At 68.4% G+C, this 24,405-nt stretch carries 23 protein-coding genes; 8 read left to right on the forward strand and 15 right to left on the reverse strand.

The window, feature by feature from the left end; translation table 11 throughout:
- Positions 1-55: 55 nt before the first annotated feature.
- Both AB0N22_RS06425 and AB0N22_RS06430 read left to right on the forward strand, forming a co-directional pair.
- Positions 56-2,935 carry an MMPL family transporter gene (locus AB0N22_RS06425; protein WP_364637305.1) on the forward strand — a complete coding sequence of 960 codons (2,880 nt, stop codon included), beginning with the start codon at positions 56-58 and terminating at the stop codon, positions 2,933-2,935.
- Positions 2,935-4,929: a YhgE/Pip domain-containing protein gene (locus tag AB0N22_RS06430; RefSeq protein WP_364637307.1), complete on the forward strand. Its 1,995-nt coding sequence runs from the start codon at positions 2,935-2,937 to the stop codon at positions 4,927-4,929. The genes AB0N22_RS06425 and AB0N22_RS06430 overlap by 1 nt, the downstream gene beginning before the upstream one ends.
- A 6-nt stretch (positions 4,930-4,935) precedes the next feature.
- On the opposite strand, the gene AB0N22_RS06435 is transcribed toward AB0N22_RS06430, so the two are convergent.
- From AB0N22_RS06435 to miaB, 4 genes are all read right to left on the reverse strand, one after another.
- Complete coding sequence (locus AB0N22_RS06435) at positions 4,936-5,493, reverse strand: DinB family protein (protein ID WP_364637309.1); 558 nt, start codon at positions 5,491-5,493, stop codon at positions 4,936-4,938.
- An 80-nt stretch (positions 5,494-5,573) separates the two neighbouring features.
- The gene (locus AB0N22_RS06440; protein WP_364637311.1) at positions 5,574-7,193 is read right to left on the reverse strand and encodes an alpha/beta hydrolase; all 1,620 of its coding nucleotides are present in this window, start codon (positions 7,191-7,193) and stop codon (positions 5,574-5,576) included.
- Positions 7,194-7,314: 121 nt separating this feature from the next.
- Positions 7,315-8,064, reverse strand: a complete 750-nt coding sequence (locus tag AB0N22_RS06445; RefSeq protein ID WP_364637313.1) for a glycoside hydrolase family 16 protein — start codon at positions 8,062-8,064, stop codon at positions 7,315-7,317.
- Between the two features lie 2 nt (positions 8,065-8,066).
- On the reverse strand, positions 8,067-9,530 hold the full coding sequence (gene miaB / locus AB0N22_RS06450) for a tRNA (N6-isopentenyl adenosine(37)-C2)-methylthiotransferase MiaB (RefSeq protein WP_364637315.1): 1,464 nt from the start codon (positions 9,528-9,530) through the stop codon (positions 8,067-8,069).
- 123 nt (positions 9,531-9,653) lie between these two features.
- On the opposite strand from miaB, the gene AB0N22_RS06455 reads away from it, so the two are divergent.
- Positions 9,654-9,998, forward strand: a complete 345-nt coding sequence (locus AB0N22_RS06455) for a hypothetical protein (protein ID WP_364637317.1) — start codon at positions 9,654-9,656, stop codon at positions 9,996-9,998.
- Between the two features lie 3 nt (positions 9,999-10,001).
- Here AB0N22_RS06455 and AB0N22_RS06460 read toward each other — a convergent pair whose 3' ends face one another.
- The 3 genes from AB0N22_RS06460 to AB0N22_RS06470 all read right to left on the reverse strand — a co-directional run bounded on the left by AB0N22_RS06460 (position 10,002) and on the right by AB0N22_RS06470 (position 12,844).
- Positions 10,002-10,742: a GAF and ANTAR domain-containing protein gene (locus AB0N22_RS06460; RefSeq protein ID WP_364637319.1), complete on the reverse strand. Its 741-nt coding sequence runs from the start codon at positions 10,740-10,742 to the stop codon at positions 10,002-10,004.
- Between the two features lie 245 nt (positions 10,743-10,987).
- Positions 10,988-11,761: a hypothetical protein gene (locus AB0N22_RS06465; protein ID WP_364637321.1), complete on the reverse strand. Its 774-nt coding sequence runs from the start codon at positions 11,759-11,761 to the stop codon at positions 10,988-10,990.
- 48 nt (positions 11,762-11,809) lie between these two features.
- Positions 11,810-12,844: a lipase gene (locus AB0N22_RS06470; protein ID WP_364637323.1), complete on the reverse strand. Its 1,035-nt coding sequence runs from the start codon at positions 12,842-12,844 to the stop codon at positions 11,810-11,812.
- A gap of 142 nt (positions 12,845-12,986) precedes the next feature.
- On the opposite strand from AB0N22_RS06470, the gene AB0N22_RS06475 reads away from it, so the two are divergent.
- The 4 genes from AB0N22_RS06475 (at position 12,987) to AB0N22_RS06490 (ending at position 16,196) form a co-directional block, all read left to right on the forward strand.
- A complete protein-coding gene (locus AB0N22_RS06475) occupies positions 12,987-13,715 on the forward strand; it encodes an amino acid ABC transporter ATP-binding protein (protein WP_364639245.1) in 729 nt (242 codons plus the stop codon).
- Between the two features lie 31 nt (positions 13,716-13,746).
- Complete coding sequence (locus AB0N22_RS06480; protein WP_364637325.1) at positions 13,747-14,631, forward strand: glutamate ABC transporter substrate-binding protein; 885 nt, start codon at positions 13,747-13,749, stop codon at positions 14,629-14,631.
- 63 nt (positions 14,632-14,694) lie between these two features.
- Positions 14,695-15,342, forward strand: coding sequence for an amino acid ABC transporter permease (locus tag AB0N22_RS06485; protein ID WP_364637327.1), 648 nt, complete (start codon positions 14,695-14,697; stop codon positions 15,340-15,342).
- Positions 15,339-16,196, forward strand: a complete 858-nt coding sequence (locus tag AB0N22_RS06490) for an amino acid ABC transporter permease (RefSeq protein WP_364637329.1) — start codon at positions 15,339-15,341, stop codon at positions 16,194-16,196. Before AB0N22_RS06485 ends, AB0N22_RS06490 begins: the two co-directional genes overlap by 4 nt.
- Here the strand turns inward: AB0N22_RS06490 and AB0N22_RS06495 are convergent.
- Positions 16,193-16,651, reverse strand: coding sequence for a hotdog fold domain-containing protein (locus tag AB0N22_RS06495; protein WP_364637331.1), 459 nt, complete (start codon positions 16,649-16,651; stop codon positions 16,193-16,195). The genes AB0N22_RS06490 and AB0N22_RS06495 overlap by 4 nt on opposite strands.
- 25 nt (positions 16,652-16,676) lie before the next feature.
- The gene (locus AB0N22_RS06500) at positions 16,677-17,762 is read right to left on the reverse strand and encodes an exo-alpha-sialidase (RefSeq protein ID WP_364637333.1); all 1,086 of its coding nucleotides are present in this window, start codon (positions 17,760-17,762) and stop codon (positions 16,677-16,679) included.
- 49 nt (positions 17,763-17,811) lie between these two features.
- Here AB0N22_RS06500 and AB0N22_RS06505 point away from each other — a divergent pair, with 49 nt between their 5' ends.
- The gene (locus AB0N22_RS06505; RefSeq protein ID WP_364637335.1) at positions 17,812-18,360 is read left to right on the forward strand and encodes a PadR family transcriptional regulator; all 549 of its coding nucleotides are present in this window, start codon (positions 17,812-17,814) and stop codon (positions 18,358-18,360) included.
- A gap of 54 nt (positions 18,361-18,414) precedes the next feature.
- Here AB0N22_RS06505 and AB0N22_RS06510 read toward each other — a convergent pair whose 3' ends face one another.
- The 6 genes from AB0N22_RS06510 to AB0N22_RS06535 form a co-directional block, all read right to left on the reverse strand.
- A complete protein-coding gene (locus AB0N22_RS06510; RefSeq protein WP_364637337.1) occupies positions 18,415-18,936 on the reverse strand; it encodes a regulatory protein RecX in 522 nt (173 codons plus the stop codon).
- A 24-nt stretch (positions 18,937-18,960) separates the two neighbouring features.
- A complete protein-coding gene (gene recA / locus AB0N22_RS06515) occupies positions 18,961-20,037 on the reverse strand; it encodes a recombinase RecA (RefSeq protein WP_364637339.1) in 1,077 nt (358 codons plus the stop codon).
- Between the two features lie 175 nt (positions 20,038-20,212).
- Positions 20,213-21,277, reverse strand: a complete 1,065-nt coding sequence (locus tag AB0N22_RS06520) for a LacI family DNA-binding transcriptional regulator (RefSeq protein ID WP_364637341.1) — start codon at positions 21,275-21,277, stop codon at positions 20,213-20,215.
- Positions 21,274-22,635 carry a GH1 family beta-glucosidase gene (locus tag AB0N22_RS06525; RefSeq protein ID WP_364637343.1) on the reverse strand — a complete coding sequence of 454 codons (1,362 nt, stop codon included), beginning with the start codon at positions 22,633-22,635 and terminating at the stop codon, positions 21,274-21,276. Before AB0N22_RS06525 ends, AB0N22_RS06520 begins: the two co-directional genes overlap by 4 nt.
- Positions 22,632-23,453, reverse strand: coding sequence for a carbohydrate ABC transporter permease (locus AB0N22_RS06530; RefSeq protein WP_364637345.1), 822 nt, complete (start codon positions 23,451-23,453; stop codon positions 22,632-22,634). The genes AB0N22_RS06525 and AB0N22_RS06530 overlap by 4 nt, the downstream gene beginning before the upstream one ends.
- A gap of 1 nt (position 23,454) precedes the next feature.
- Positions 23,455-24,366 (reverse strand): sugar ABC transporter permease, encoded by a 912-nt coding sequence (locus tag AB0N22_RS06535; RefSeq protein WP_364637347.1) that lies wholly within the window; start codon positions 24,364-24,366, stop codon positions 23,455-23,457.
- Positions 24,367-24,405: the final 39 nt, after the last annotated feature.

Here is a 24,405-nt window from a genome sequence, read left to right on the forward strand (position 1 = left end):
CGCACACGATACTCGATACATTGCTGTACTCAATACACAAATGTATCGTCGAGGTGTGTCGACCTCCTTGTACGCTCTGGGCCGCTGGGCCTACCGCCATCACCGCCGGGTGCTCACCGCGTGGGTCGTGATCCTCGTGCTCGCGGGGGCTGCCGCACTGGGCCTGGGCACGGGCACCAAGAACTCCTTCGACATCCCCGGCACCGAGTCACAGGAGGCCATCGACTCCCTCGGACGTACGTTCCCCGAGCTCAGCGGCGCATCGGCCTACCTCGTCGTCGTGGCACCCGACGGACGTACGGTCGACGACGAGCGGACGAGGCAGCTCGTCGCCGACGCCATCGCGGGGATGAAGAAGGTCGAGGGCGTCACCGAGGTCGTGTCGCCCTACTCCGACCAGACCACGATCGGCATCTCGAAGGACCGCACGGCCGCCCAGGTGCAGCTGCAGTTCGACCGCGAGCTGACCGCCGTCACCGCCGGCGAGCGCGAGCAGCTGATCGACACCGGCAACGAGCTGCGCAAGGCCGGCTACACCGCGTCGTTCGGTGGAGACGTGTTCAGCAACACCGGGCCACAGCTCTCGATCATCGAGGTCATCGGCGTGGTGGTCGCGTTCATCGTGCTCTACCTGATGTTCCGGTCCCTGCGGGCCGCCGTCATCCCGATCGTCACCGCCCTGCTGGGCGTCCTGGTCACGAGCGCCCTCACCATCGCGGCCACCGGGTTCGTCACGATCTCGGCCACCGCTCCCCTGCTGGCCCTGATGATCGGCCTGGCGGTCGGCATCGACTACGCCCTGTTCATCGTGTCCCGCCACCGGGAGCAGCTCGCCGAAGGGCTCGACCCCGAGGAGGCCGCCGCCCGTTCCGTGGCGACGGCCGGTTCCGCGGTCGTCTTCGCAGGTCTGACCGTCATCATCGCGTTGCTGGGGCTCGCGATCGCCCGCATCCCGTTCCTCACCGTCATGGGAGCCGTCGCCGCACTGTCGGTCGTCATCGCGGTCGCGGTCGCCCTGACCGTGCTCCCGGCCCTGCTCGGTCGCTCGGGAGCCAAGCTCGCGCCCGCCGGCGATCGCCCGCCCGGCGGGTTCTCCCGCAAGTGGGTCGCGGTCACCACCCGCTTCCCGTTGATCGCGATCGCGATCGTCGTGGTCGGCCTCGCCGTCGCCACGATCCCGTCCAAGGACCTGCGGCTCGCCCTTCCCGACAACGGCACCGCCGTGGCCGGCAGCACCCAGCGCGTCGCCTACGACCTCGTCGAGGAGCACTTCGGGCCCGGCTTCAACGGACCCTTGCTGGTCAGCATCGACATCATCTCGACGACCGACCCGGTCGGCGTCGTCAACGACATCGAGTCCGACCTGCGCTCGATGAAGGGGGTCGAGGCGATCGGGCTCGCGACGCCCAACCGTACGGCCGACACCGGCATCGTCCAGGTCATCCCGTCGACCGGTGCCACGGACGAGCGCACGGCAGCGCTGGTGCGGGAGATCCGCGACCGTGAGCCGGGGTGGCAGGAGGAGCACGGCGTCGACGTCTCGGTCACCGGGCTGACGGCCGGCGGCATCGACGTGTCCGACCGCCTGCAGGACGCCTTGCTGCCTTTCGGCCTGGTCGTCGTCGGGTTGTCGGTGCTCCTGCTCCTCATCGTGTTCCGGTCGCTCGTCGTGCCCCTCAAGGCGACCCTCGGGTTCATCCTGTCCACCGGGGCGTCGTTCGGCGCCGTGGTCGCGGTGTTCCAGTGGGGCTGGCTGGCCTCCGTCGTGCACCTGGACCAGACCGGGCCGCTCATCAGCTTCCTGCCGATCATCTTGATGGCGGTGCTGTTCGGGCTGTCGATGGACTACGAGGTGTTCCTCATGTCGCGCATGAAGGAGGAGTACGTCCGCTCGGACGACCCGCACCGGGCGATCGCCGACGGGTTCGTCGGCAGCTCCCGGGTCGTGACGGCCGCGGCCGTCATCATGCTCGCGGTCTTCGCGGCGTTCGTGCCCGAGGGCGATCCCAACATCAAGCCGGTGGCGTTCGCGCTGGCCATCGGCGTGTTCGTCGACGCGTTCCTCATCCGCATGCTGTTCGCCCCGGCCGTCCTGGAGCTGTTCGGCCGGCGCTCCTGGACCCTCCCCGCCTGGCTCGACCGCCACGTGCCGCACGTCGACGTCGAGGGCGAAGGGCTGCACCGCCGGGTGCAGCTGCAGGCCTGGCCTCGGCGTGAGTCGACGGCCGCCATCACGGCGGCGAGCCTCACGACGGCCGGCCCCGAGGGCACGGTGTTCAACGACGTCTGGGTCGAGGTCGAGGCGGGTGACTGGCTCGTCGTCCACGGACCGAGCGGATCGGGCAAGACCGCCCTGCTGCTCACGCTCGCCGGCCGCATGGCGTTCGACAGCGGGCGCCTGCGGGTCGCCGGACACCTCCTGCCCCAGGAGGCCTCGGCCGTGCGGCACGACGTCGCGCTCGCCGAGCTGCCCGGGGTCAACGACCTCGAGGACAACCTCACGATCGACCAGCACATCGCCGAACGCCTCTCGATCCGCTCGTTCGGCCTCTGGGTCTCCCGCAGTGCCATCACCCCGGTCCTCGACCAGCTCAACCACGCGCTCCAGCGGGCGCACGAGGAGGGCGGGCTGACGTACGACCCGTTGCCCGGCACCGCGATCGTGTCGACCCTGACCCGCCTGGAGCGCAAGATGCTGGGTGCCGTCCTGGCCCTGACCGAGCGCCCGAAGATCCTCGTCGTCGACGACGCGGACGACCTGCGCGCCGCCGAGGACATCGAGCTGCTCTGGGCCGCGCTCGCGTGGCTGCTCGAGGAGAGCACCGTCACCCTCGTGGCCAGCGTCCAGTCCGCGTCGTCCGCACCCGAACCGTCCAGCCGGCTCCACCACCTGGAGCTGGACACGTCACGCACCCTCCGCGAGTTGATGCTCTGATGATTCCCTCCCCCACGCTGCCCTGGTTCGAGCTCGCCCGGTTCCGACGCAGCCGCCTCACGCGGGCCGCGATCGTCGCGGTCATGATGGTCCCGCTGTTCTACGGCGCGCTGTACGTCTGGGCCAACATCAACCCGACCGGCCACCTCGACCACGTACGCGCTGCGGTCGTCAACGAGGACAAGGTCGTCGAGATCACCGGCCGGGACGGCAAGAAGCAGCCCGTCGCCGTCGGCCGACAGCTCGCCGGCAACCTCGTCAGCAACGACGACAAGGACAACTACGACTGGGTCCTCACCGACGCCAAGGACGCCGAGGCCGGCCTGTCGGACGGCAGCTACAAGGCCGTCCTGACGATCCCCAGCAACCTGTCGAAGGCGGCGACCTCGACCAGCGGCGACCCGGCCGAGGCGGTGCAGGGCAACCTCGACCTGCGCACCAACGACGCGGTCAACTACATCAACGGCACGATCGCCCAGACGATCCTCAAGGCTGCCAAGACCTCGCTGAACGCCCAGGTCACCGAGACCTACCTCGACAACATCTACCTCAGCTTCTCGGACATCAAGATGGCCCTCTCCGAGGCCGCGGACGGTGCAGGCAAGCTGTCGGACGGTGCCGACCAGCTCGCCGCCGGCGCCAGCGACCTCGCCGACGGCAACCGACAGCTCGCCGACGGCGCCGGCCGGCTCGACTCCGGTGCCCAACAGCTCGCCGGAGGCCTGTCGCAGCTCGACTCCCGTACGTCCGCCCTGCCCGGCCAGACCCGACAGCTCGCGGACGGCGCCCAGCAGGTCGCCGCCGGGGTCGCCCAGATCAACCAGCTCGTCCAGGGCGTGACATCGGGCATCAACGGCTCGACCGGAGCCGCGAAGGCGCAGATCAATCAGCTCGTCGCGAGCCTGCGGTCCGCCGCGGAGAGCTGCCGCCAGGCCGACCCCGATCCTCCACAGTGCGCCGAGCTCGACGCCGCGGCCGATCGCACTGCGGGCCTGGCCGGTGTCGTCGACGACCTGGCCGACCAGGCCGACGGGTACGCCGGGCAGACCAAGAAGCTCTCCGACGGTGCCGCCCAGGTCGCGGCCGGCAACGCCGAGCTCGCTGCCAACGTGCCTCAGCTCGTCGATGCGATCGGCAAGGCGTCGGACGGCGCCCAGCAGCTGGCCAGCGGTACGTCACAGCTCAGCAGCGGTGCGGCCGAGGCCGCCAAGGGCGCCGATCAGCTCTCGGGTGGCGCCGACCAGCTCTCGGCCGGTGCCCTCAAGCTGGTCAGCGGCCTCGACGACGGCAGCGAGCAGGTGCCCGACTACGACAAGTCCGAGCGGGAGCAGCTGGCCCGCACCGCGGCGACCCCGATCACCGAGGCACCGGACCGGGTCAACCCGGTCAAGAACTACGGCGAGGCACTCGCGCCGTACTTCATCGCCCTGGCGCTGTGGGTCGGCGCGATGGCGATCTACCTCCTGCTGCGCCCGCTGTCGGCGCGAGCCATCGCCTCGACGACCGGCAGCATCCGCACCGCCCTGGCCGGCTATGTCCCCGGGCTGGTGCTGTCGTTCGTCCAGGTCGTGCTGCTGCTGGCCGTGCTGCTGGGGGTCCTGCGGATCGACGCGGCCAGCCCGCTCCTGCTGCTCGGCGTCGCCCTCGCGACCGGTGCGGTCTTCACGGCCATCAACCAGATGTTCGTCGCGCTGTTCGGCGGCGCCGGCCGATTCGTCGCTCTGGTGTTCGTGTGCCTGCAGCTGACCGCCGCCGGCGGGACGTACCCGATCGAGACGGCGCCGCGGTTCTTCAACCTGCTGCACGACGTCATGCCGATGACGTACGCGGTGCACGGCTTCCGCGCCGCCACGGCGGGCGGCGGCACCGGCGTCACACGGGACTTCGTCGTGCTGGCGCTGTTCACGGTGCTGGCCCTGTCGGTGACGGTGATCGCGGCACGACGACGGCAGACCGTCACGATGGCCCGCCTGCACCCGACCTTGCTGGTCTGACGGTCGTCACCTGAACGTGTCGGCCGCCGCCTGGATGCGCTGCACGTACGTCGACCAGTCCGTGTCACTCGTCGCGGTGTCCGAGCCCGTGCGCCCGTCGATCAGCTCGCGCACGATGTCGGCGTGACCGGCGTGCTGCGCCGTGTCGTCCAGGACCCAGACCAGCAGGTAGCCCAAGGTCGTGTCCGGAGCGGGCCAGTGGGGCACTCGGCCGGGCGCGGCGATGTCGAGCTGCTCGATCGTCGTGTCGCTGTGCTCGCACGCCCGTCGATACAGATCGAGGATGTCGTCGCTGGACTCGTCGGCCCTGGCCCACATGTCGGCGCCCTCCCACACCGAGCCGTCGGCGTTCCAGGGCAGCACGTCGGGCGGGGTCCGGTCGAACGAGTCACCGAAGTAGACGTGCTCGACGCCCACCAGGTGCTTGACCAGGCCCAGCAGGTTGGTGCCGGTCGGGGTCATCGGCCGGCGCAGGTCGTACTCCCCCAGGCCGTCCAACGACGCCAGCAGAGCGGCACGCTTGTCGCGGAGCTTGGCCTGCAGGTCGTGCTTGATGTCGTTCATGAGTCGATCCTGCCGTCCCGGTCAGACAACGTCGATGGGCCGCCCCGGCAACACGGGACGGCCCATCGGTCACGTCGGCGCTAGAAGCGCAGCGCCGACTTCTGCGCGTCCTTGAGCAGCCTGTCCACCTTGGACGGGGCACTCTTCCGGGCCTCTGCACCGGGATCCGGCTTGGGCGGTGCCGTGCAGTACTTGTCGGAGTAGTTGCCGGCCTTCCGGTGCGGCCGGGAACCGTTGTAGAGGAACCGCGCGATCGTGTCGTCGATGCACGCGTTGCCGTTCAGCGAGTTCGAGTGCGTCGTGCCACCCAGCGTCGTGACCAGCGCGGCCAGCGGGAACCGCTTGCGGACCTCGATGCTGCCCGGGTAGGGCGTCGCGGCGTCATCGGTCTCGCTGAGCATCAGCAGCTTGGCCTTGTTGCCGGACGTGATGGGCTGCAGGGTCCGGGACGGAGCGGGCCAGTGACGGCACGGCTCGTTGTACCAGGCGTTGCCCCAGGTCAGGAAGGGCGCGACCGCGTGGATCTTGTCGTTGTCGGCCTTCCACGTGGCCCAGCTCTTGGGCCACGCCGTGTCGGTGCACTGCACGCCGGTGTAGACGGCGTAGCCGTTGTCGTCGCCGAGCCCGTTCGCGTCGATGAACGCATTGCTCAGCGACTCGACGTCGTTGTCGTTGACGTAGCCCGCGAAGACCTGGGCCAGGTCGAGCCACGTCGACTGGTAGTAGCCCGCGTAGATGAACGAGTCGTTCCACTCGCTCCCGCCGATCTTGCCCTCCGGCCCGTCGACGGGGTTCTGGTAGAGCGCCTCCTGCGTGTCGTAGAACAGCGCCTTGACCTCGGGACCGGTGTCGCCCAGGTGGTAGTGGTCGTCGTGGCTGGCGAGCCAGCTGAACCACGTGTTGATGTTCTTGTCGAACGCGACGTCCTGGGCGAGGTTGGCCTTGTACCAGACCCCCCGGGGGTCGACCGTGCCGTCGAAGACCAGGCGGCGCACCCGCGTCGGGTAGCGGGTCGCATAGACCTGGCCGAGGTAGGTCCCGTAGGAGAAGCCGTAGTAGTTGATCTGCGAGACGCCGAGCGCAGCGCGGATGGCGTCCATGTCCTTGGCCGAGTCGATCGTGGTCAGGTGCGACAGGATCGCGCCGTTCTTGGCGTCGCAGTCATCGGTGTAGCTGTTGGTGCGACCCTTCCACGCCGTCTCGATGGCCTTGGTCGTCGGCACGTAGCGCGGCCGGTTGAAGCCGAAGTAGTCGTCGTCGCACGACACGGCCGGCTCGCTCGAGCCCACGCCGCGCGGGTCGAAGCCGATCCAGTCGTACGCCCCGCCGACGTTCTTGCCGGCGTACTCCGGCACGTACTCGCCGAGCACCGAGAGACCCAGGCCGGATCCGCCGGGACCACCGGGGTTGACCAGCATGACGCCTTGGTACTGGCTGGCAGGCACCGTGTGCTTGATGCGGGAGATCGCCAGCTTGATGCGGGTGCCGGACGGCTTGGACCAGTCGAGCGGCACCGACACCTTGGCGCACTGTGCGCCGGCGGCCTGGAGACGTTGGCTCGAGCAGGTGCCCCAGCTGATGGACGACGCGGCCGTCGCGGTGGCCGCGGTGGCCGGCTCCGCCTGTGCCAGTGACGGCACCGTGAGCGTCAGTGCGGTCAGCGAGATCGCCGCTGCCGCACAGGACAAGGTCTTGCGCATGTGTTCCCCCCAAAGGAAGCAGCTGCTCGGTCGAGCAGAAGATCCCTCATCCTGCGCCCTTCTCGTTGTGATGCGCAACGGTTTGCGGGTGTCGATTCGAGGTCGCGCGAACCGCCTTCATTCACGAGAGCGGGTCGGCGCGGACGCCGTCGACCGCCAGGACCGGCACGTGCGTGGCGTCGGCACCCGGCTCGGGGAAGTCGAAGACGGCGATCATCATCTGCATGGGATAGGCCGGGGACTGTTGCGACGAGCGCACGACCTCGTCGTCGAGCAGGAAGTCGATCCCGTCGGGCCGCCACTCCACCGCGTACGTGTGAGGCTGCCGCACGTCGATGTCCTGCGTGTCGGCGGAGAACTCCTCGACGAGCGCCGGGTCGCGGAACGGATGCAGCCCGGTGCCCACGTCGGCGCGCGAGCCGTCTGGGGTGATCGTGCTGCCGAACACCTCGAACAGGCAGATCTCGCCGCAGCGTTCGGGACTGTCCTCGAGACCCACCATCCACGCCGAGGCCATCGAGGTCGGCGACAGCTCCATGCGGGCGCGCACGGCGATGCGGCCGTGGTGGGGTGTCCACCCCCACCACGCGGGCTGCTCCTCCCGTACGACCTGGCTGTCGGCGAACGGCTGCTGGCCGATCGTGCTGCCCACCGGTCCCGAGTAGACGCCGGACTGGACGCCGGAGACCCTCAACGGCTTCGTATGGGTGTCCGGGCACCACAGGCCTTGGTCGAGCGGGATGCTCAGGCGCAGCTCGGAGCCGGCCACCTCGTACGTCGCCGCGGACTCCGCCCGCGAGGACCACTGCGGCAGGTAGTGCGGCAGCCAGCGCTCCCGGTCGAGCCGGTCGCCGTCGAACGTCTCGTGCATGCTCAGATCGCGCAGGCCGGGGCCGGTGGCAGCGGTGCGGGAACGCCCAACGACGGCATGCCGAGGCCGACCGAGCGCACCTCGGTCCTGCCCTGCCGCGACTCCCACGCATCACCGGCGGGCGTGCGGCGGACACTGATCGGCGCGTCATCGCTCACCAGGTGATGGGGGGCGGCGTACGTGATGCGCGCCTCGACCATGTCGCCCGGTCGTACGGAATGGTCACCGGGCACGAAGTGCACGAGGCGGTTGTCGCGGGCCCGGCCGGTCAGCCGGTGCGTCGCGCCGTCCTTCTTGCCCTCGTGGTCGGCGACGAGCAGCTCGACGACCCGGCCCTCCTGCTTCCTGGCCTCGTCCCACGCCACCTCGTTGACGACCTCGATGAGCCGGTCGTAGCGCTCCTGGACCACGGCCTTGGGCAGCTGGTCGGGCAGGTCGGCGGCCGGCGTGCCGGGGCGCTGCGAGTACTGGAACGTGAACGCGCTGGTGAACCGCGCCCTGCGCACGACCTCCATCGTCTGCAGGAAGTCCTCCTCGGTCTCGCCCGGGAAGCCCACGATGATGTCGGTCGTGATCGCCGCGTCGGGCATCGCCGCGCGGACGCGGTCGATGATGCCCAGGAACTTCTCCTGCCGGTACGACCGGCGCATCGCCTTGAGCACGCGGTCGGAGCCGGACTGCAACGGCATGTGCAGCTGCGGCATGACGTTGGGGGTCTCGGCCATCGCCGCGATGACGTCGTCGGTGAAGTCCTTGGGGTGCGGGCTGGTGAACCGTACGCGCTCGAGGCCCTTGATCTCGCCGCAAGCGCGCAGGAGCTTGCCGAACGCCTGCCGGTCGCCGAACTCCACGCCGTACGAGTTGACGTTCTGGCCCAGCAGGGTGACCTCGACGACGCCGTCGGCGACGAGTGCCTCGATCTCGGCGAGGATCTCGCCGGGACGCCGGTCCTTCTCCTTGCCGCGCAGGCTCGGGACGATGCAGAACGTGCAGGTGTTGTTGCAGCCCACGCTGATCGACACCCAGGCGGCGAACACCGAGTCGCGCTTGGTCGGCAGCGTCGATGGGAAGACCTCGAGCGACTCGAGGATCTCGACCTGCGACTCCTCGGCGATGCGCGCCCGCTCCAGCAGCACCGGCAGCGAGCCGATGTTGTGGGTGCCGAACACGACGTCGACGTACGGTGCACGCTTCGTGATCGTGTCGCGGTCCTTCTGCGCCAGGCAGCCACCGACGGCGATCTGCATGCCGGGATTCTGCTCCTTGACCGACGCGATGTGGCCGAGGTTGCCGTAGAGCTTGTTGTCGGCGTTCTCGCGCACCGCGCAGGTGTTGAACACGACCAGGTCGGGCGTGCCCTCGTCCGCCTTGGCGTAGCCGGCGGTCTCCAGCAGGCCCGACAGCCGCTCGCTGTCGTGCACGTTCATCTGGCAGCCGTAGGTGCGCACTTCGTAGGTCTTCGTCATGACTGGTCAATCGTACGTGGCCGGTGCCGCACCCCCAGCGCCCGTGTTTGCGGGGTGGCCCGCCGGGTAGTCCTCAAGACGAGCCGCTGGCTCGCGTCCATGACGCCATCAGGAAGGCATGAGATGAGCACGAACGAACCGATCGATCCGCAGCACGAGCACACCAGGGAGATTCCCTTGGGCGGCCGGGACTCCGGCGGCAGGGACACCAGCAGCGGGTCCAACCCCCTCGGCGACCTCAAGGTGTCCACCGGCTCGCAGTCGGCGTTCATCACGATCGAGATGATCCTCTACGTCCTCGCCGTGCTCGGCATCTTCGTGACGTCGGCGATCATCGACGAGGACGACGGAGCGGGCTTCACCGCCTCCGAGGCCTGGTTCTACGTCACCCTGCTGACTATCGGCCTGTTCATCAACCGCGGGCTGGCCCGCTTCCACTCCAGCCGGGGCAACGACCGGACGTTCTGAGCGTCAGGCGGGTTCGGGCACGGCCGCGACGGGCTCCGTCGTGGCCGTGCTCGTCCCTGCCGGGCCGTCGGGCAGCACGCGGGTCGCGACCAGCTGACGACACAGCACCTTCAGCTTGATGTTGTGGTGCTGCGAGTAGCGCTGGAGCGTGGAGAACGCTCGGTCGGCGTCCACACCGAATCGCTCCATCAGCAGGCCTTGAGCCTGTCCGATGACCGTCCGGGTCGCGAGCGCCTCGCGCAAGCCCTCCTCGCTCCGGGCGTAGCCCAGAGCGAGCGCTCCCTGCCGAGCGAAGAGCGCTGCCAGCTCGATGTCCTCGGGGCTGAAGGTCGCCTCGTCCGTGCCGTAGAGGTTGAGGGCGCCGATGCGCCGGCCGCGCGCATGCAGCTCCGCGCACAGGATGCTGTTGAACCCGAAGGCGCTGGCTCTCGGTCCCCACTCCGGCCACCGGTCGTCGGTGGTGAGTCGGTCGGACACGACGATCTTCGTGTCGACGGCAGCGTCCACGCACGGGCCCTCACGCAGCTCGTACTGCATCCGATCCGCCTCGGCGACAGAGGGATGGGTGGCTCCGACGGTCTCGAACGAGCGACCACCGGACTGGATGAGGGTGATGCCGCCGTAGGACGTCTCCATCGCCTCGACCGCATAGCCCACGATCTGGTCGATCGTCTCCGTGACGCCCTCGACGTCGGCCAAGGACTCGGCAAGGCTCCCGAAGACCGTCGGATCCTGGCTCGACATGCTGGTGTGCCTCTCGCCCACGCTCCGCAACGCGGACCGCCCTCGCATCATACGCTCGGCGAGGGTCGCGGGAGGACGAAGATCAGCGCCAGAACAGCAGGACGACCACGGCCGTGCCGATGGCGGTCACGGCCAGTGAGCCGAGGCAGCCGAGCCGGTTGCTGAAGAACAGCATCAGATCTCCTCAAGGTCGGGGACCGGGCAGGTACCCGGCGCAACCGGGCGACAAACGTACGTGTCGAGGATCAGCGGTCACTGATCGAGAGCGCCGAGCCCGCCTCCGAGGGGCCGACGCACTGGCGGGCCAGGTGGGTGACGCTCTCGACGCCTTCGCGTCGCGACGAAACCACCGGGAAGACGTAGCAGGTCCCTCGATCCTTGGACGAGAGCGTCGACGTCTCGAGGCCTCCGTGCTCGTCCTCGAGCTCTTCGAAGATCGTGACGAACCGCGCGTTGCCGGGACCGGCCAGTCGCTCGGTCCTCTCGACCGTGCCCGCGTCACCTTGGTCGAGGAAGGACTCCGTCACCACGCCGTACGACTCGCCTGCCGCCTCAGCGCTCCGCGCGGCGGCGACGATCTCGTCGTGGTAGTCGTACGACCCGATGCTGTGCAGCCGGCTCAGCGGGACCGAGGCCAACGCGACGAGCACGGCAGCCGCGACGAGGCCCGCCAAACGACCCGGTCGACGCTGCATCGAACCTCGCGCCGCGGCCGCGTCCAGGACGTACGCCGCCGCGACGGCGATCGCGAGCGTGACGAGCCAGAACGGCCAGGCGAACATCGAGGCGGGACCGTCTTCCGGAGCGAGCCTGGCCATGCCCCCGACGACGACGGGCAGGATCAGTGCGACGGCCTTCCACCTGGTCGACCAGCGAGTCGAGCGCAGCACGAGGAACACGCCGATGAACGCACCGAGCAGTCCGAACAGAAGACCTAGTGTCAGCCACCCGACGGCCCAGCTCTCATGGTCCGTGTCTTGGACCCGGCGCGTCTGCGTCGGGGTCTCGGTGGGGGTCACCCCGTCATTGTGCTGGTCGTGGATGCGTTGTGCTGCCGATCGGCCGGATCAGCAGCCGGCGGCCTTGGTGTAGCAGCGCAGGGCCGGCTCGCGCGGCACCATGGTGACGCCGACCAGGTTGATGTTGGGCAGCGGGACGCTGATCAGGCCCGGCGCGCCGGACAACACCTTGAGGTACGTCTGCACATTCAGGGGGTTCACGCCGGGCTGGTAGAGCTGCAGGCACACCGACGGACTGATCCGCGACGGCTTAGCCGGCCCCGCGTGGTTGAGCGCGTCCATGGCCAGCCCATACGCCGTGGCGTCGATCGTGCCGACCATGAGGTGCTCGTAGAGGTTGAGCGGGCAGACGTCCTGGGTCGCGACGTTCGTGATGGCACCCTCACCCGTGGTGAGGGCCGACGAGCTGGTGGGCTGCACGACCTCGTCCGTACGCGTGTAGATCTGCGTGTAGGAGATGCCCTTGAAGGTCTCGGCACGACTGTTGAGGGCCTTGATGAACTCGGCCTCGTCGAGCTGCTGCCAGACCGCCGGCAGGCACGACGTGAGGCCGACGACGCAGCTGGGCAGCACTGTCGTGCCGTGGTTGGAGGGCGCCATGCCGATGACGTCGTCGACCATCGGGCGGGTGTCTGGCCAGAAGCGCAGGGCCCATCGCATCGACATGCCGCCTTGGCTGTGTCCCAGCACGGCGATGTCCCGGGTCGACTTCGCGCGCATCGCGCGGATGGCGTGGACGAGGTACTCCCCCGAGACCTGGATGTCGCCGAGTGTGTGCGCCGGGATGTCGACCGTGCACCAGGGCCGCTTCTGCAGGGCGAACGCCCGCTCGTAGTTCCAGGAGAAGTTCTCGTCGACCGTCACCCCCGTGGCCGGGTTCAGGAGGACCGGCTGCAGCGGCGAACGGGCGAAGTCCCCGTGGCACTGCAGTGCGGCCTTGAGGGTTGCCGACGGGACGGTCAGCTTCGGCCCCGGGCGATCGAGAGGCGCGTACGGCGACGTGGCCGAGGCGCTCGTCGGGAGCAGGACGGCGAGCGCGAGTGCCAAGGCATGGATCACGATCAGGGTCGTCGTACGACGCATCAGTGGGTCTCCCTCGTATGTCACAGACTCAACGAGGCAGCGTGACCTGCGTTACTTCGAATGAGTTCAATTCGTAACGCACCTAGTTCCCAAGAGGCAGTCCTTTCGGGCTAGGTTGATCCGCATGGTTGACCAGACACCCATGGTTTCGATGCACGGCGTCCAGAAGTGGTTCGGCGATCTCCACGTCCTCCAGGACATCGACCTCGACGTCGCGCCCGGCGAGGTGGTCGTCGTGATCGGCCCCTCCGGCTCGGGCAAGTCGACGCTCTGCCGCGCGATCAACCGCCTCGAGGTCATCCAGGAGGGCGAGATCAAGGTCGACGGCAAGGTCCTGCCAGCCGAGGGCAAGGACCTCGCTCAGCTGCGCGCCGACGTCGGCATGGTCTTCCAGTCGTTCAACCTGTTCGCCCACAAGACGGTCCTCGAGAACGTGACGCTCGGTCCGATCAAGGTCCGCGGCAAGTCCAAGGCCGAGGCCAGCGAGCGCGGCATGGAGCTGCTCAAGCGGGTCGGGGTCGACTCGCAGGCCGCCAAGCTCCCGGCCCAGCTCTCCGGCGGCCAGCAGCAGCGCGTCGCCATCGCCCGGTCCCTCGCGATGGACCCCAAGGTCATGCTCTTCGACGAGCCGACCTCGGCGCTCGACCCCGAGATGATCAAGGAGGTCCTCGACACCATGGTCGACCTCGCCAAGGGCGGCATGACGATGGTCGTGGTGACCCACGAGATGGGCTTCGCGCGCACGGCCGCCGACCGAGTCCTCTTCATGGCCGACGGGCGCATCGTCGAGGAGAACACCCCGGAGCAGTTCTTCACCAACCCGCAGTCAGCACGCGCCAAGGACTTCCTCGCGAAGATCCTCACCCACTGAATCCGCACCGCACTAGGGGAAGGAAACACCCATGTTCATCCGTAAGCTCCAATGGGCAGCAGTCGCTGCCGCAGCCGTGCTTGCACTGTCCGCCTGCGGCGACGCCGGCGGTGACGAGGACACCGGAGGCAAGGCCGATGTCGCGAAGGACGTGAAGTTCGAGGCCGGCACCCGCATGGCCGAGCTCAACAAGGCCGGCAAGGTCAAGATCGGCGTCAAGTACGACCAGCCCGGCGTCGGCTTCAAGTCGGCCACGTCCGACACCCCGACCGGTTTCGACCCCGAGATGGGCAAGATCATCGCCGGCGCGCTGGGCATCGAGGCCGACAACATCGAGTGGGTCGAGACGATCTCCGACAACCGCGAGCCGTTCCTCCAGAAGGGCACGGTCGACTTCGTCCTGGCGTCATACTCGATCACCGACGAGCGCCGCCAGGTCGTCGGCCAGGCCGGGCCCTACTACGTCACCGGCCAGAGCCTGCTCGTGGCCAAGGACGACGACAGCATCAAGGGTCCGGAGGACCTCAAGGGCAAGAAGGTCTGCTCGGTCACCGGGTCGACGTCGATCGCGACCGTCGAGGACAAGTACGGTGCGACCCCGGCGGGCTTCGACACGTACTCCGAGTGCGTCGAGCAGCTCAAGAACAAGTCCGTCGACGCCGTCACGACCGACGGTGCGATCCTCCTCGGCTACGCCGCCGAGGACCCGGACGCCCTCAAGGTCGTCGGCGAGCCGTTCTCCGAGGAGCGCTACGGCGTCGGCTACAGCAAGGAAAGCCCCGAGCTGTGCGAGTTCATCAACGAGACGTTGACGAAGTCGTTCGACGACGGGGACTGGCAGAAGGCGTTCGACGCGACGCTCGGCAAGTCGGGCAACGACGCGCCGGAGAAGCCGACGCTCGATCCCTGCAGCTGAGTCAGGCACAGACGGCGGGCGGCCCCTCGGGGTCGCCCGCCACCACCACGTGAGGGAGGTGACATGGACACCCTGATCGACAACTACGACCTGCTCCTCAAGGGGTTCAGGGAGACGCTCAAGCTGCTGCTCGCGTCCGGCGCTCTGGCGATGGTCGTCGGCACACTTGTCGCGGTCGCGCGACTGAGCCCGGTGCCGATCCTTCGGGCGGCCGGAGCCACGTACGTCACGCTCTTTCGCAACACGCCGCTGGTCGTCCTCATCATCCTCGCCTACTACGGGCTCCCCCAGCTCGGCATCGACTTCGGGTTCTTCTGGAACATCTCGATGGCCATGGGCATCTACACCGCGTCCTTCGTCACCGAGGCCATCCGGTCCGGCGTCAACGGGATCCCCCTTGGTCAGGCCGAGGCGGCTCGGTCGCTCGGCATGCCGTTCGGCATGACGATGACCCAGGTGCTGCTGCCGCAGGCCTTCCGCCTGGTCGTGCCCCCTCTCGCCAGCGTGCTGATCGCCCTGACGAAGAACACGTCGCTCGCGGCCGGCTTCGGCATCGCCGAGGCGACGTTCCGGCTCAAGGGTCTGCTCAACGACAACGCCACCGACCGCGTCGCGATCTTCGTGGGCATCGCGGCCGGATACGTCATCATCGTCGAGGTCATCTCGCTCGGCGCCCATCTCTTCGAGCGCAAGTGGGCGGTGTCGCGATGAGTCAGGTCCTGTTCGACATCCCCGGGCCGAAGGCGGCCCGCCGGCACCGCATCCTGGCTGTCGTCACGGCGGCGGCTCTCGTCGGCATCGTCGGAGTCGTCATCTGGAAGCTGCAGAGCGAGGGCGAGCTGGCCTACGCCGAGTGGGAGCCGTTCTTCACCCCGGCGTACCTCGAGCTGTTGCTCGAGGGCCTGCTCATGACCCTGCTCGCGGGCCTCCTCGCGATCAGCGCAGCCATGGTCGTCGGCTCCCTCTTCGGCGTCGCGAAGCTCTCCAGCCACTGGTTCATCCGCTGGCCGGCCTGGCTGTTCGTGGAGTTCTTCCGCGCCGTGCCCCTGCTGATGCTGATCATCTTCATCTGGGCCCTGCAGGGCTACCCCCTCGAGTCGCTAACGCCGCTGGTCCTGGGCCTCGTGCTCTACAACGGCTCGGTGCTCGCAGAGATCCTCCGGGCGGGCATCAACGCCGTGCCGGCCGGCCAGTCCGAAGCGGCGTACGCCCTCGGGATGCGCAAGAGCCAGGTCATGCGCATCGTGCTGCTGCCGCAGGCGATCAAGATCATGCTGCCGTCGATCATCAGCCAGTGCATCGTGGCGCTCAAGGACACGAGCCTCGGGTTCTACATCCTCGCGCCCGGCCTGACGTTCGCCGGCCGGGGCATCTGGCGGGAGTTCAAGAACTACCTGCAGACCGGCATCGTCCTTGCCGTCATCTACATCGTCCTGAACCTGCTGCTCTACCTGCTCGGCGTCTGGCTGCAGCGCCGGTTCGGGGGCGAGTCCAAGGTCGACCTGGTCGGCGGGATCGTCCAGAGCCAGCCAGGTGGCGGTGCCGCCGTGCCCGGTCCGTACTAGCGCTTGGGCGTTACCCATAGGTGGATCGTGCCCTCGACGGTGACGGTTCCGTCGGTCGTCACGGCCTTGACCTTGATCGGCACGTCGGGTCCGCCGGCCCAGTCGGCCTCGGCGCTCTCCGCCGTGCACGTCAGAGCCGTCGTCGACTTGGCCAGATAGCTGACCTCCATGCCCTTGGGCAGCCAGCGCATGTCGGGCGGGCAGGTCGCCTCGGCGAGCAGGCCCATCGCCGCCTCCAGGCCGTTGCACGCCGCGATGGCGTGGATCGTGCCGATGTGGTTCTTGACCGAGCGGCGCTTGGGGATCCTGATCTGGCCGAAGTGCGGCTTCATCTCCTGCACCTCGAGGTGGATCGAGGAGAAGTACGGTGCCTTCTGCCCGAACGCGATCGAGAACAGGCGCTTGCCCTGGGGCAGGGCGGACAACTTGGTATACAGGTCGAGAGTCGAAGGCATGCCCTGAGGTTACCAGTGAGTAACGTCAGATCACCGCCGCGCGCACGCACAGCACGTCGGGCAGGTTGCTGCGGATCTCCGCCCAGGTGCCGCCCTCGTCGTTGCTGGCCCAGATCGCGCCGTGTCTGGTGCCGAGGTAGAGCCCCAGAGGGTCGGCCTGGTCGGAGACGAAGGCGTCGCGCAGCACGGCGGTGTGCGCCTCGGCCGGAAGGCCTGGACCGGTCTCGTGCCAGGTCTCGCCCGCGTCGTCGGAGCGCCACACCGCTGGCTTGCCCGACGGCGGGAAGCGCTCGATGTCGGCGACGAGCGGGAACACGAAGACCGTGCCGGGCCGGTGCGGATGGGCGACGATCGGGAAGCCGAAGTCGGCCGGCAGTCCCTCTGCGATGGACTGCCAGGACCGTCCCGCATCGTCCGAGCGGAACACGCCGCCGTGGTTCTGCGCGTACATCCGGTCAGGGTCGCCGGCGTCGATCGCGACCTTGTGGACGCACTGTCCGTACTCGGGCGTCTCCCCCGGGATGAACTCGGCGCCGATGCCGCGGTTGTAGGGCGTCCAGGTCTCCCCCGAGTCCTCGGTGCGGTAGACGCCGCCGGTCGACATCGCGACGGTCACGATGTCGGCATCGGACGGGTGCGGCAGCACCGTGTGGATCGCCTGCCCTCCGCCGCCGGGCTGCCAGTTGGGCCGGTGCGGGTGGTCCCACAGGGAGCGGACGATCTCGAAGGTCTCGCCGCGGTCGGTCGAGCGGAACAGTGCCGAGGGCTCGGTGCCGGCATAGACGACGTCGTCCTGGCCGTCGGGCGCGGGCCGCAGCTGCCACACGCGCTCGAGCGCCGCGCCGGTGTCCTCCGGAAATCGGACAGCGCCGCCCTTGGTCTCCTCCCACGTGCGACCGAGGTCGTCCGAGCGGAACACCTGCGGGCCCCAGTGCGGGCTCGTGGCCCCGGCCAGCAGCCGCGTCGCCCCACCCCGGGTGTCGATCGCGGCGGAGTAGACCTCCTCCATCGGGAACAGCGGCTTGTCCCACGTCCACGATGCGCGTTCGGCGTCGGAGCGGCCGATGAAGAGCCCTTTGCGTGTTCCTGCCAACAGGACCGTGTCGGACATCTCGCTCCGCCTCCAGACGTATTCCTAATTGGAACAGTACGCTAGATCTGTGACCAGCAGCCTGTCAACGACGTCATACGCCCTCCTGAGCCTTCTCGTGTTCGGCGGCGAGAGCTCGGACGTGGGCCTGACCGGATACGAGATCAAGCAGCGTGCCGACCGCACGCTGCGGTTCTACTGGGTGTCCCCCGCGATGAGCCAGATCTACACCGAGCTCGACCGTCTCAGCCGCAACGGCTACGTCGATGGCGTCGACGACACCACGGGCAAGCGCACCACCAGACGGTTCCGCATCACCGCCGAAGGGCGCGAGTCGCTGGAGGCCTGGCTGCACACGTCCGAGCACGAGTTCCCGATCCTCAAGCACCCGATCGCGCTGCGCCTCATGCTGGGCAGCCTCATGGGGCCGGGCGAGGTCGTCTCGATGCTCGACGTCTACGTCGACGCCGTCGCGGAGCGCCGCAAGGAGCTCGAGGCCGTGCGGGAGATGCTCGGCGACGACGAGGCGCTCGCCTATCCCGCCCGCGTCGCCGACTGGGGCCTGGCCTACTACGACGCCGAGGTCGAGATCGTGGAAAAGCTGCGCCGCACGCTCTGACGGCTCACGCAAACAGGGTGCGTGGCGCCGTGCGGTCAGAGCGAAGAAACCAGGTCACATGCTGTCGAGGGCCTGCGCCTCGGCACCGAGCTCCTGCCGTACGACCTCGAACGCCAGCTGGGGTGAGTAGCCCTTGCGCGCCAGCATGCCGGTGAGCCTGCGGATCTTGGTCGTGTCGTCGAAGCGTGACATCGACCTGAGCTTGGTCTGCACGAGACGGTGCGCCGCCTGCACCTCGGCATCGGGGTCGATCTCGGCCAGGACCTCCTTGGAGATCTCGTCGTCGACGCCCTTGCGCCGCAGCTCCATCGCCAGAGCGCGAGACGACAGCCCTTTGCCACGTTGGCGCGCTTGGACCCAGGAGCGGGCGAACTCCTCGTCGTCGATCAGCCCGGCCGTCTCGAACTTGGCGAGGGTCGCGTCGACGACCCCCTCAGGCACCTGCTTCCTGGCAAGTGCCTGAGCGAGGTCGCTTCGGCTGTGCGCCCGCTCGCTGAGCTTGCGCACGACGATCTCCTTGGCGAAGCTCATGAGCTCCTCGGAAGTCATGTCCTCGACCGGAGTCCGCTTGGGCATGGCCGTGAATCCGTCGACGCAGGCTCAGAACTCGATGTCGGTCGGGGGCTCCTCGACGACCTCGAGCGCAGGCTTGTCGGCTTGGGCCCCGATCCCGTGGTGCTCCATGATCCGCTTCTCGAGCTCTTCGGCGAGGTCAGGGTTGTCGCGCAGGAACTGGCGCGCCTTCTCCTTGCCCTGACCGAGCTGGTCACCCTCGTAGGTGAACCAGGCGCCGGCCTTGCGGACGAAGCCGGCCTCGACACCGACGTCGATCAGGCTGCCCTCGCGGCTGATGCCCTGGCCGTACATGATGTCGAACTCGGCCTGCTTGAACGGCGGGGCGAGCTTGTTCTTGACGACCTTGATGCGGGTGCGGTTGCCGACCATGTCGGTGCCGTCCTTGAGCGTCTCGATGCGCCGGACGTCCATGCGGACCGAGGCGTAGAACTTGAGCGCCTTGCCGCCGGTCGTGGTCTCGGGCGAGCCGAACATGACGCCGATCTTCTCGCGGAGCTGGTTGATGAAGATCGCGGTCGTGCCCGAGCCGTTGATCGCACCGGTCATCTTGCGGAGGGCCTGGCTCATGAGCCGCGCCTGCAGGCCCACGTGGCTGTCACCCATCTCGCCGTCGATCTCGGCCCGGGGCACGAGCGCTGCCACCGAGTCGATCACGATGATGTCGAGCGCGCCGGAGCGGATCAGCATGTCGGCGATCTCGAGCGCCTGCTCACCGCTGTCGGGCTGCGAGATCAGGAGCGCGTCGGTGTCGACGCCGAGCTTCTTGGCGTAGTCGGGATCGAGCGCGTGCTCGGCATCGATGAAGGCAGCGACCCCGCCGGCCTTCTGGGCGTTGGCCACCGCGTGCAGCGCGACCGTCGTCTTGCCCGAGGACTCCGGGCCGTAGATCTCGACGACGCGGCCGCGGGGCAGTCCGCCGATGCCCAGCGCGATGTCGAGCGTCGTGGCGCCGGTGGGGATGACCTCGATCGGGGCACGGGCCTGGTCACCCAGTCGCATGACGGCACCCTTGCCATGGGCACGGTCGATCTGGGCCATTGCGTTCTCGAGGGACTTGTCACGGTCCTTGGCGGTGGCGAGGGAACTGTTGGGCTGTGCCATGGTGGCTTCCGTTTCTGCTCGTGGGCGGCGGGTCATCGACGACGTTAGAAGGACCCTCAGACATATGTGGGCCTCGTCGACCCGTCTGTGGATGTCGTCCTTCGCACGTCCAACCTGTGCACGAGCCTACCCGAACGTCTGTTCGATGGCAGCCAGCGACACGCCGCGTGTCGCGCTAGACGCAGCTCTCGCTGGGCACGGTCGGCGGCAGGCCTTCGACCGTGCTCTCGCGCACGATCAGCTCGATCGGGAGGATCTCGGCCTCGACCGTCTCGTCGGAGTCGTCGATGTGTCTCAGCAGCATCTCGGCCATGGCGCGACCGAGCTCGACGAGCGGCTGGCGGACCGTGGACAACGGTGGCTCGGTCGTCTCGGACGCCTTGGTGCCGTCGAACCCGATGACGCCCACGTCCTCGGGCACCCGGCGATCATGAGCGCGCAACGACCGGATCGCGCCCATCGCCATCAGGTCGCTGGCGGCAAACACCCCGTCGATGTCGGGACGACGCGCGAGCAGCTCGTCCATGCCGGTCCGGCCGCTGACCTCGCTGAAGCTGCCTTCGACGACGAGGTCCTCGTCGTACGGGATCCCCGCGTCACGCAACGCCGCGGCATAGCCCTCGAGCCGGTCGCGGCCCGACGCCATCGCCCGCGGCCCGGAGATCGTGGCGATCGTACGTCGGCCGGTCTCGACCAGGTGCGCCACAGCCTGGCGGGCACCGTCGACGTTGTCGACGTCGACGAACGAGCCCGACCAGTGCGCCGAGCGGCCACCCAGCACGACCGGCAGGCGCCGCGCGTCGAGGTCGACCGGGAAGGCCTCGTCGTCGTGCAGCGAGAGCAGCAGCACGCCGTCGACGTGCTGCCGGGTGAGGTAGCCACCGAGACGCTGCGCCTGGTCGTTGCTGTGCACCAACGACAGCACGAGCTGGCGCGACGCCTCGTTGAGCGCCGCGGAGATCCCCCGGACGACGCCTGCGAAGAACGGCTCACCGAAGATGCGCTCCTCGGACTCGGCGATGACCAGCGCGACGGTGCCCGTGCGCCGGGTGACCAGCGTGCGCGCGGCCTGGTTGGGGACGTAGCCGAGCTCCTCCACGGCCTTCATGACCATCGCGCGGGTCCGCTCGCTGACCTGCGGCGAGCCGTTGATCACGCGCGACGCCGTGCCACGCCCGACCCCGGCCCGGGCCGCGACCTGCTCGAGCGTGGGCTGTCCCCCACTGGTGTCGAGGCTCATGTCCCCAGTATCGCGGCTCGGTGGCGCCTGATGAGGTCGGCATACCAGTGCGCGCTGTCCTTGGGCGTGCGCTTCTGCGTCTCGTAGTCGACGTGGACGATGCCGAACCGTTTGGCGTACCCCTCCGACCACTCGTAGTTGTCCAGCAGCGACCACGCGAAGTAGCCGCGGACGTCCATGCCCTGCTCGCGCATCGTGGCCAGCGAGGCGAGGTGGCTCTCGAGGAAGTCGATCCGGTCGGCGTCGTGCACGACCCCGTCGACCGCGACGTCGTCGAACGCCGCGCCGTTCTCGGTCAGGTAGACCGGGATCGCCGGGTAGTCGCGCTGCACCTGGCTGAGGATGTCGACGAGGCCCTGCGGGTCGATGTCCCAGCCGGTGTCGGTCGTCTCCAGCCCGTTGTCGAGGTTGAACCGGACGTCCGCGCTGCCGGGCCACAGCCCGGCACCCACCACGTGACGGGTGTAGTAGTTGACGCCCAGGAAGTCGAGCGGCTGCGCGATGAGCTCGGTGTCGCCGTCGAGGATGAACGCGGCGTCGGTGACGGCCGACATGTCGTGCAGGACGTCCTTGGGATAGCTGCCCTTGAGCAGCGGGTCCAAGAACCAGCGGTTCATGAGTCCGTCGATGCGGCGCACGGCGTCGTCGTGCCGGCCCGAGTCGTCGAGCGGGCTGACCGGGTAGAGGTTGACGGTGCAGCCGATCTCGGCGTCCGGCACGATCTCACGGAGCCGCTGCACCGCGAGCCCGTGCCCGAGCAGGAGGTGGTGGGACGCGGCGACGGCCTCGGCGAGATCCGTACGGCCTGGGGCGTGGATCCCGCTGGCGTAGCCGAGGAACGCAGCGCACCAGGGCTCGTTGAGGGTGATCCAGTGCTTGACCCGGTCGCCGATCGCCTCGGCGATGATCGCGGTGTAGTCGGCGAACCGCTCAGCGGTGTCGCGCACGGGCCAGCCACCGGCCTGCTCGAGCGCTTCCGGGAGGTCCCAGTGGTAGAGCGTCGTCCACGGCGTGATGCCCTTGGCGAGCAGCCTGTCGACGAGCCGGTCGTAGAACGCGATGCCGGGGGCGTTGCCGGAGCCGACGCCGTCGGGCTGGACCCGCGGCCACGCGACCGAGAACCGGTACGCATTGAGGCCGAGGTCGGCCATCAGGTCCACGTCCTCCGACCAGCGGTGGTAGTGGTCCACCGCGACGGCGCCGGTGTCGCCCTTGTCGACCCGCCCGGGGGTCGCTGCGAACGTGTCCCAGATGGAGGGCGTACGCCCGTCCTCTTCGACCGCTCCCTCGATCTGGTACGACGAGGTCGCCGCACCCCACAGGAAGTCGGCGGGAAATGCCGAGATGTCGAGCGTCATGCCTTGAGTCCACCTTCCATGATGCCGCCGATGATCTGGCGACCGAACACGATGAAGACCACGACCAGCGGCAGGGTGCCGATGAGGGTGCCGGCCATGATGAGCGACTGGTCGGAGTAGTAGCCGCTCGAGAGCCGGGACAGCGCCACCTGGACGGTAGGGTGCTCGGCGTCGAGCGTGAGGAATGGCCAGAGGAAGTCGTTCCAGCGCTCCATGAACGTCAGGAGGCCGAGCACGGCGGCCGCGGGCCTGAGTGCGGGGAACACGATGCTGAAGAAGATGCGGAACGTCGACGCGCCGTCGACCCGCGCAGCCTCGATCATCTCGTCGGGGATCGCCTGCTCGGCGAACTGCCGCATCATGAAGACGCCGAAGCCGGCCACGATGAACGGGAGCGTGACGGACTCGAGGCCGCCGTTGAGCCCGAGCTTCGTCATCAGCATGTAGAGCGGAATCAGGCCCAGCTGCACCGGGACCATCATCGTGCCGATGACGAACAGCAGCATCGCGTTGCGGCCCCGGAACTTGAGGTTCGCGAAGGCGAAGCCGGCCAGCGACGAGGTGACCACGACGCACACCGTGGCGACGACCGCGACGATCAGGCTGTTGAGCAGGGCCTGGCCGAACAGCACGTCGGGGTTGTCGAACACCCGGTTGACGTTGGAGGACAGGTTGCCGCCGACCCAGAACGGCGGCGGCAGCGACACGATCTCGTTGTTGGTCCGTGACGCCATCACGAGCATGAAGTAGATGGGGCCCGCCGAGAAGATCAGCGTCGCGATCAGGCCCACGTAGAGCAGCGGGTTCTTGGTCTTCATGTCAGTCCACCGACTTGATCCGGCGCAGCAGCGCCACGTTGATCACCGCGAAGACCGCGATGATGAGGAACAGGACCCACGCCACCGTCGAGGCGTACCCGAAGCGTTGCCCCGTGAAGGCCTGCTGGACGAGGTACATCGCCACGGTCTGGTACTGACCGCTGTTGCCGCCCGATATCGCGTTGACCCCCGAGCCGAACAGCAGCGGCTCGGTGAACAGCTGGATGCCGCCGATCGTGGCGACGATCGAGACGAAGATGAGGGTCGGCCGGAGCATCGGCACGGTGATCGACCAGAACTGGCGCCACGCGGAGGCGCCGTCGATGCGGGCTGCCTCGTAGAGCTCCTTGGGCACCGACTGCAGGGAGGCCAGCAGGATCAGGGCGTTGTAGCCGGTCCACCGCCAGTCGACCATGACCGAGATGGCGAACCAGGACGACCAGCGGTGTCCCTGCCAGTCGATCGGGTCGACCCCCACGAGGCCCAGGCCCCAGTTCACGATGCCGTAGTCGCGGGAGAAGATCAGCCCGAAGATGATGCCCACGGCCGCGACCGACGTCACGTTGGGCAGCAGCACTCCCATGCGCCAGAAGGTCTTGGCCCGGAGCCTGGCGTTCAGCACCTGGGCCAGCACCGTCGCCAGGATCAGCTGCGGGATCGTGGCCAGCAAGAAGATGCCGACGGTGTTGGTCAGTGCCCGCCAGAAGTCCGAGTCCTGCATGAGCTCGCGGTAGTTGGCGAAGCCGACATACCCCTGGTTGCCTGCCAGCAGGCTCCAGTCGTGCATCGAGACCCATGCGGTGTAGACCAGCGGGAACAATCCGAAGATCGCGAAGATGATGAAGAAGGGGGACACGAAGGCGTACGGGGCGACGCGGGCCTCGGTCTTGGCGAACCGATCGCGAATCCTCAAGTGAGCTCTCCTGGTGGGTCCGGTGCCTGCGCCCGCTGG

This window comes from Aeromicrobium sp. NPDC092404, from assembly GCF_040684095.1.
GTDB lineage: Bacteria > Actinomycetota > Actinomycetes > Propionibacteriales > Nocardioidaceae > Aeromicrobium.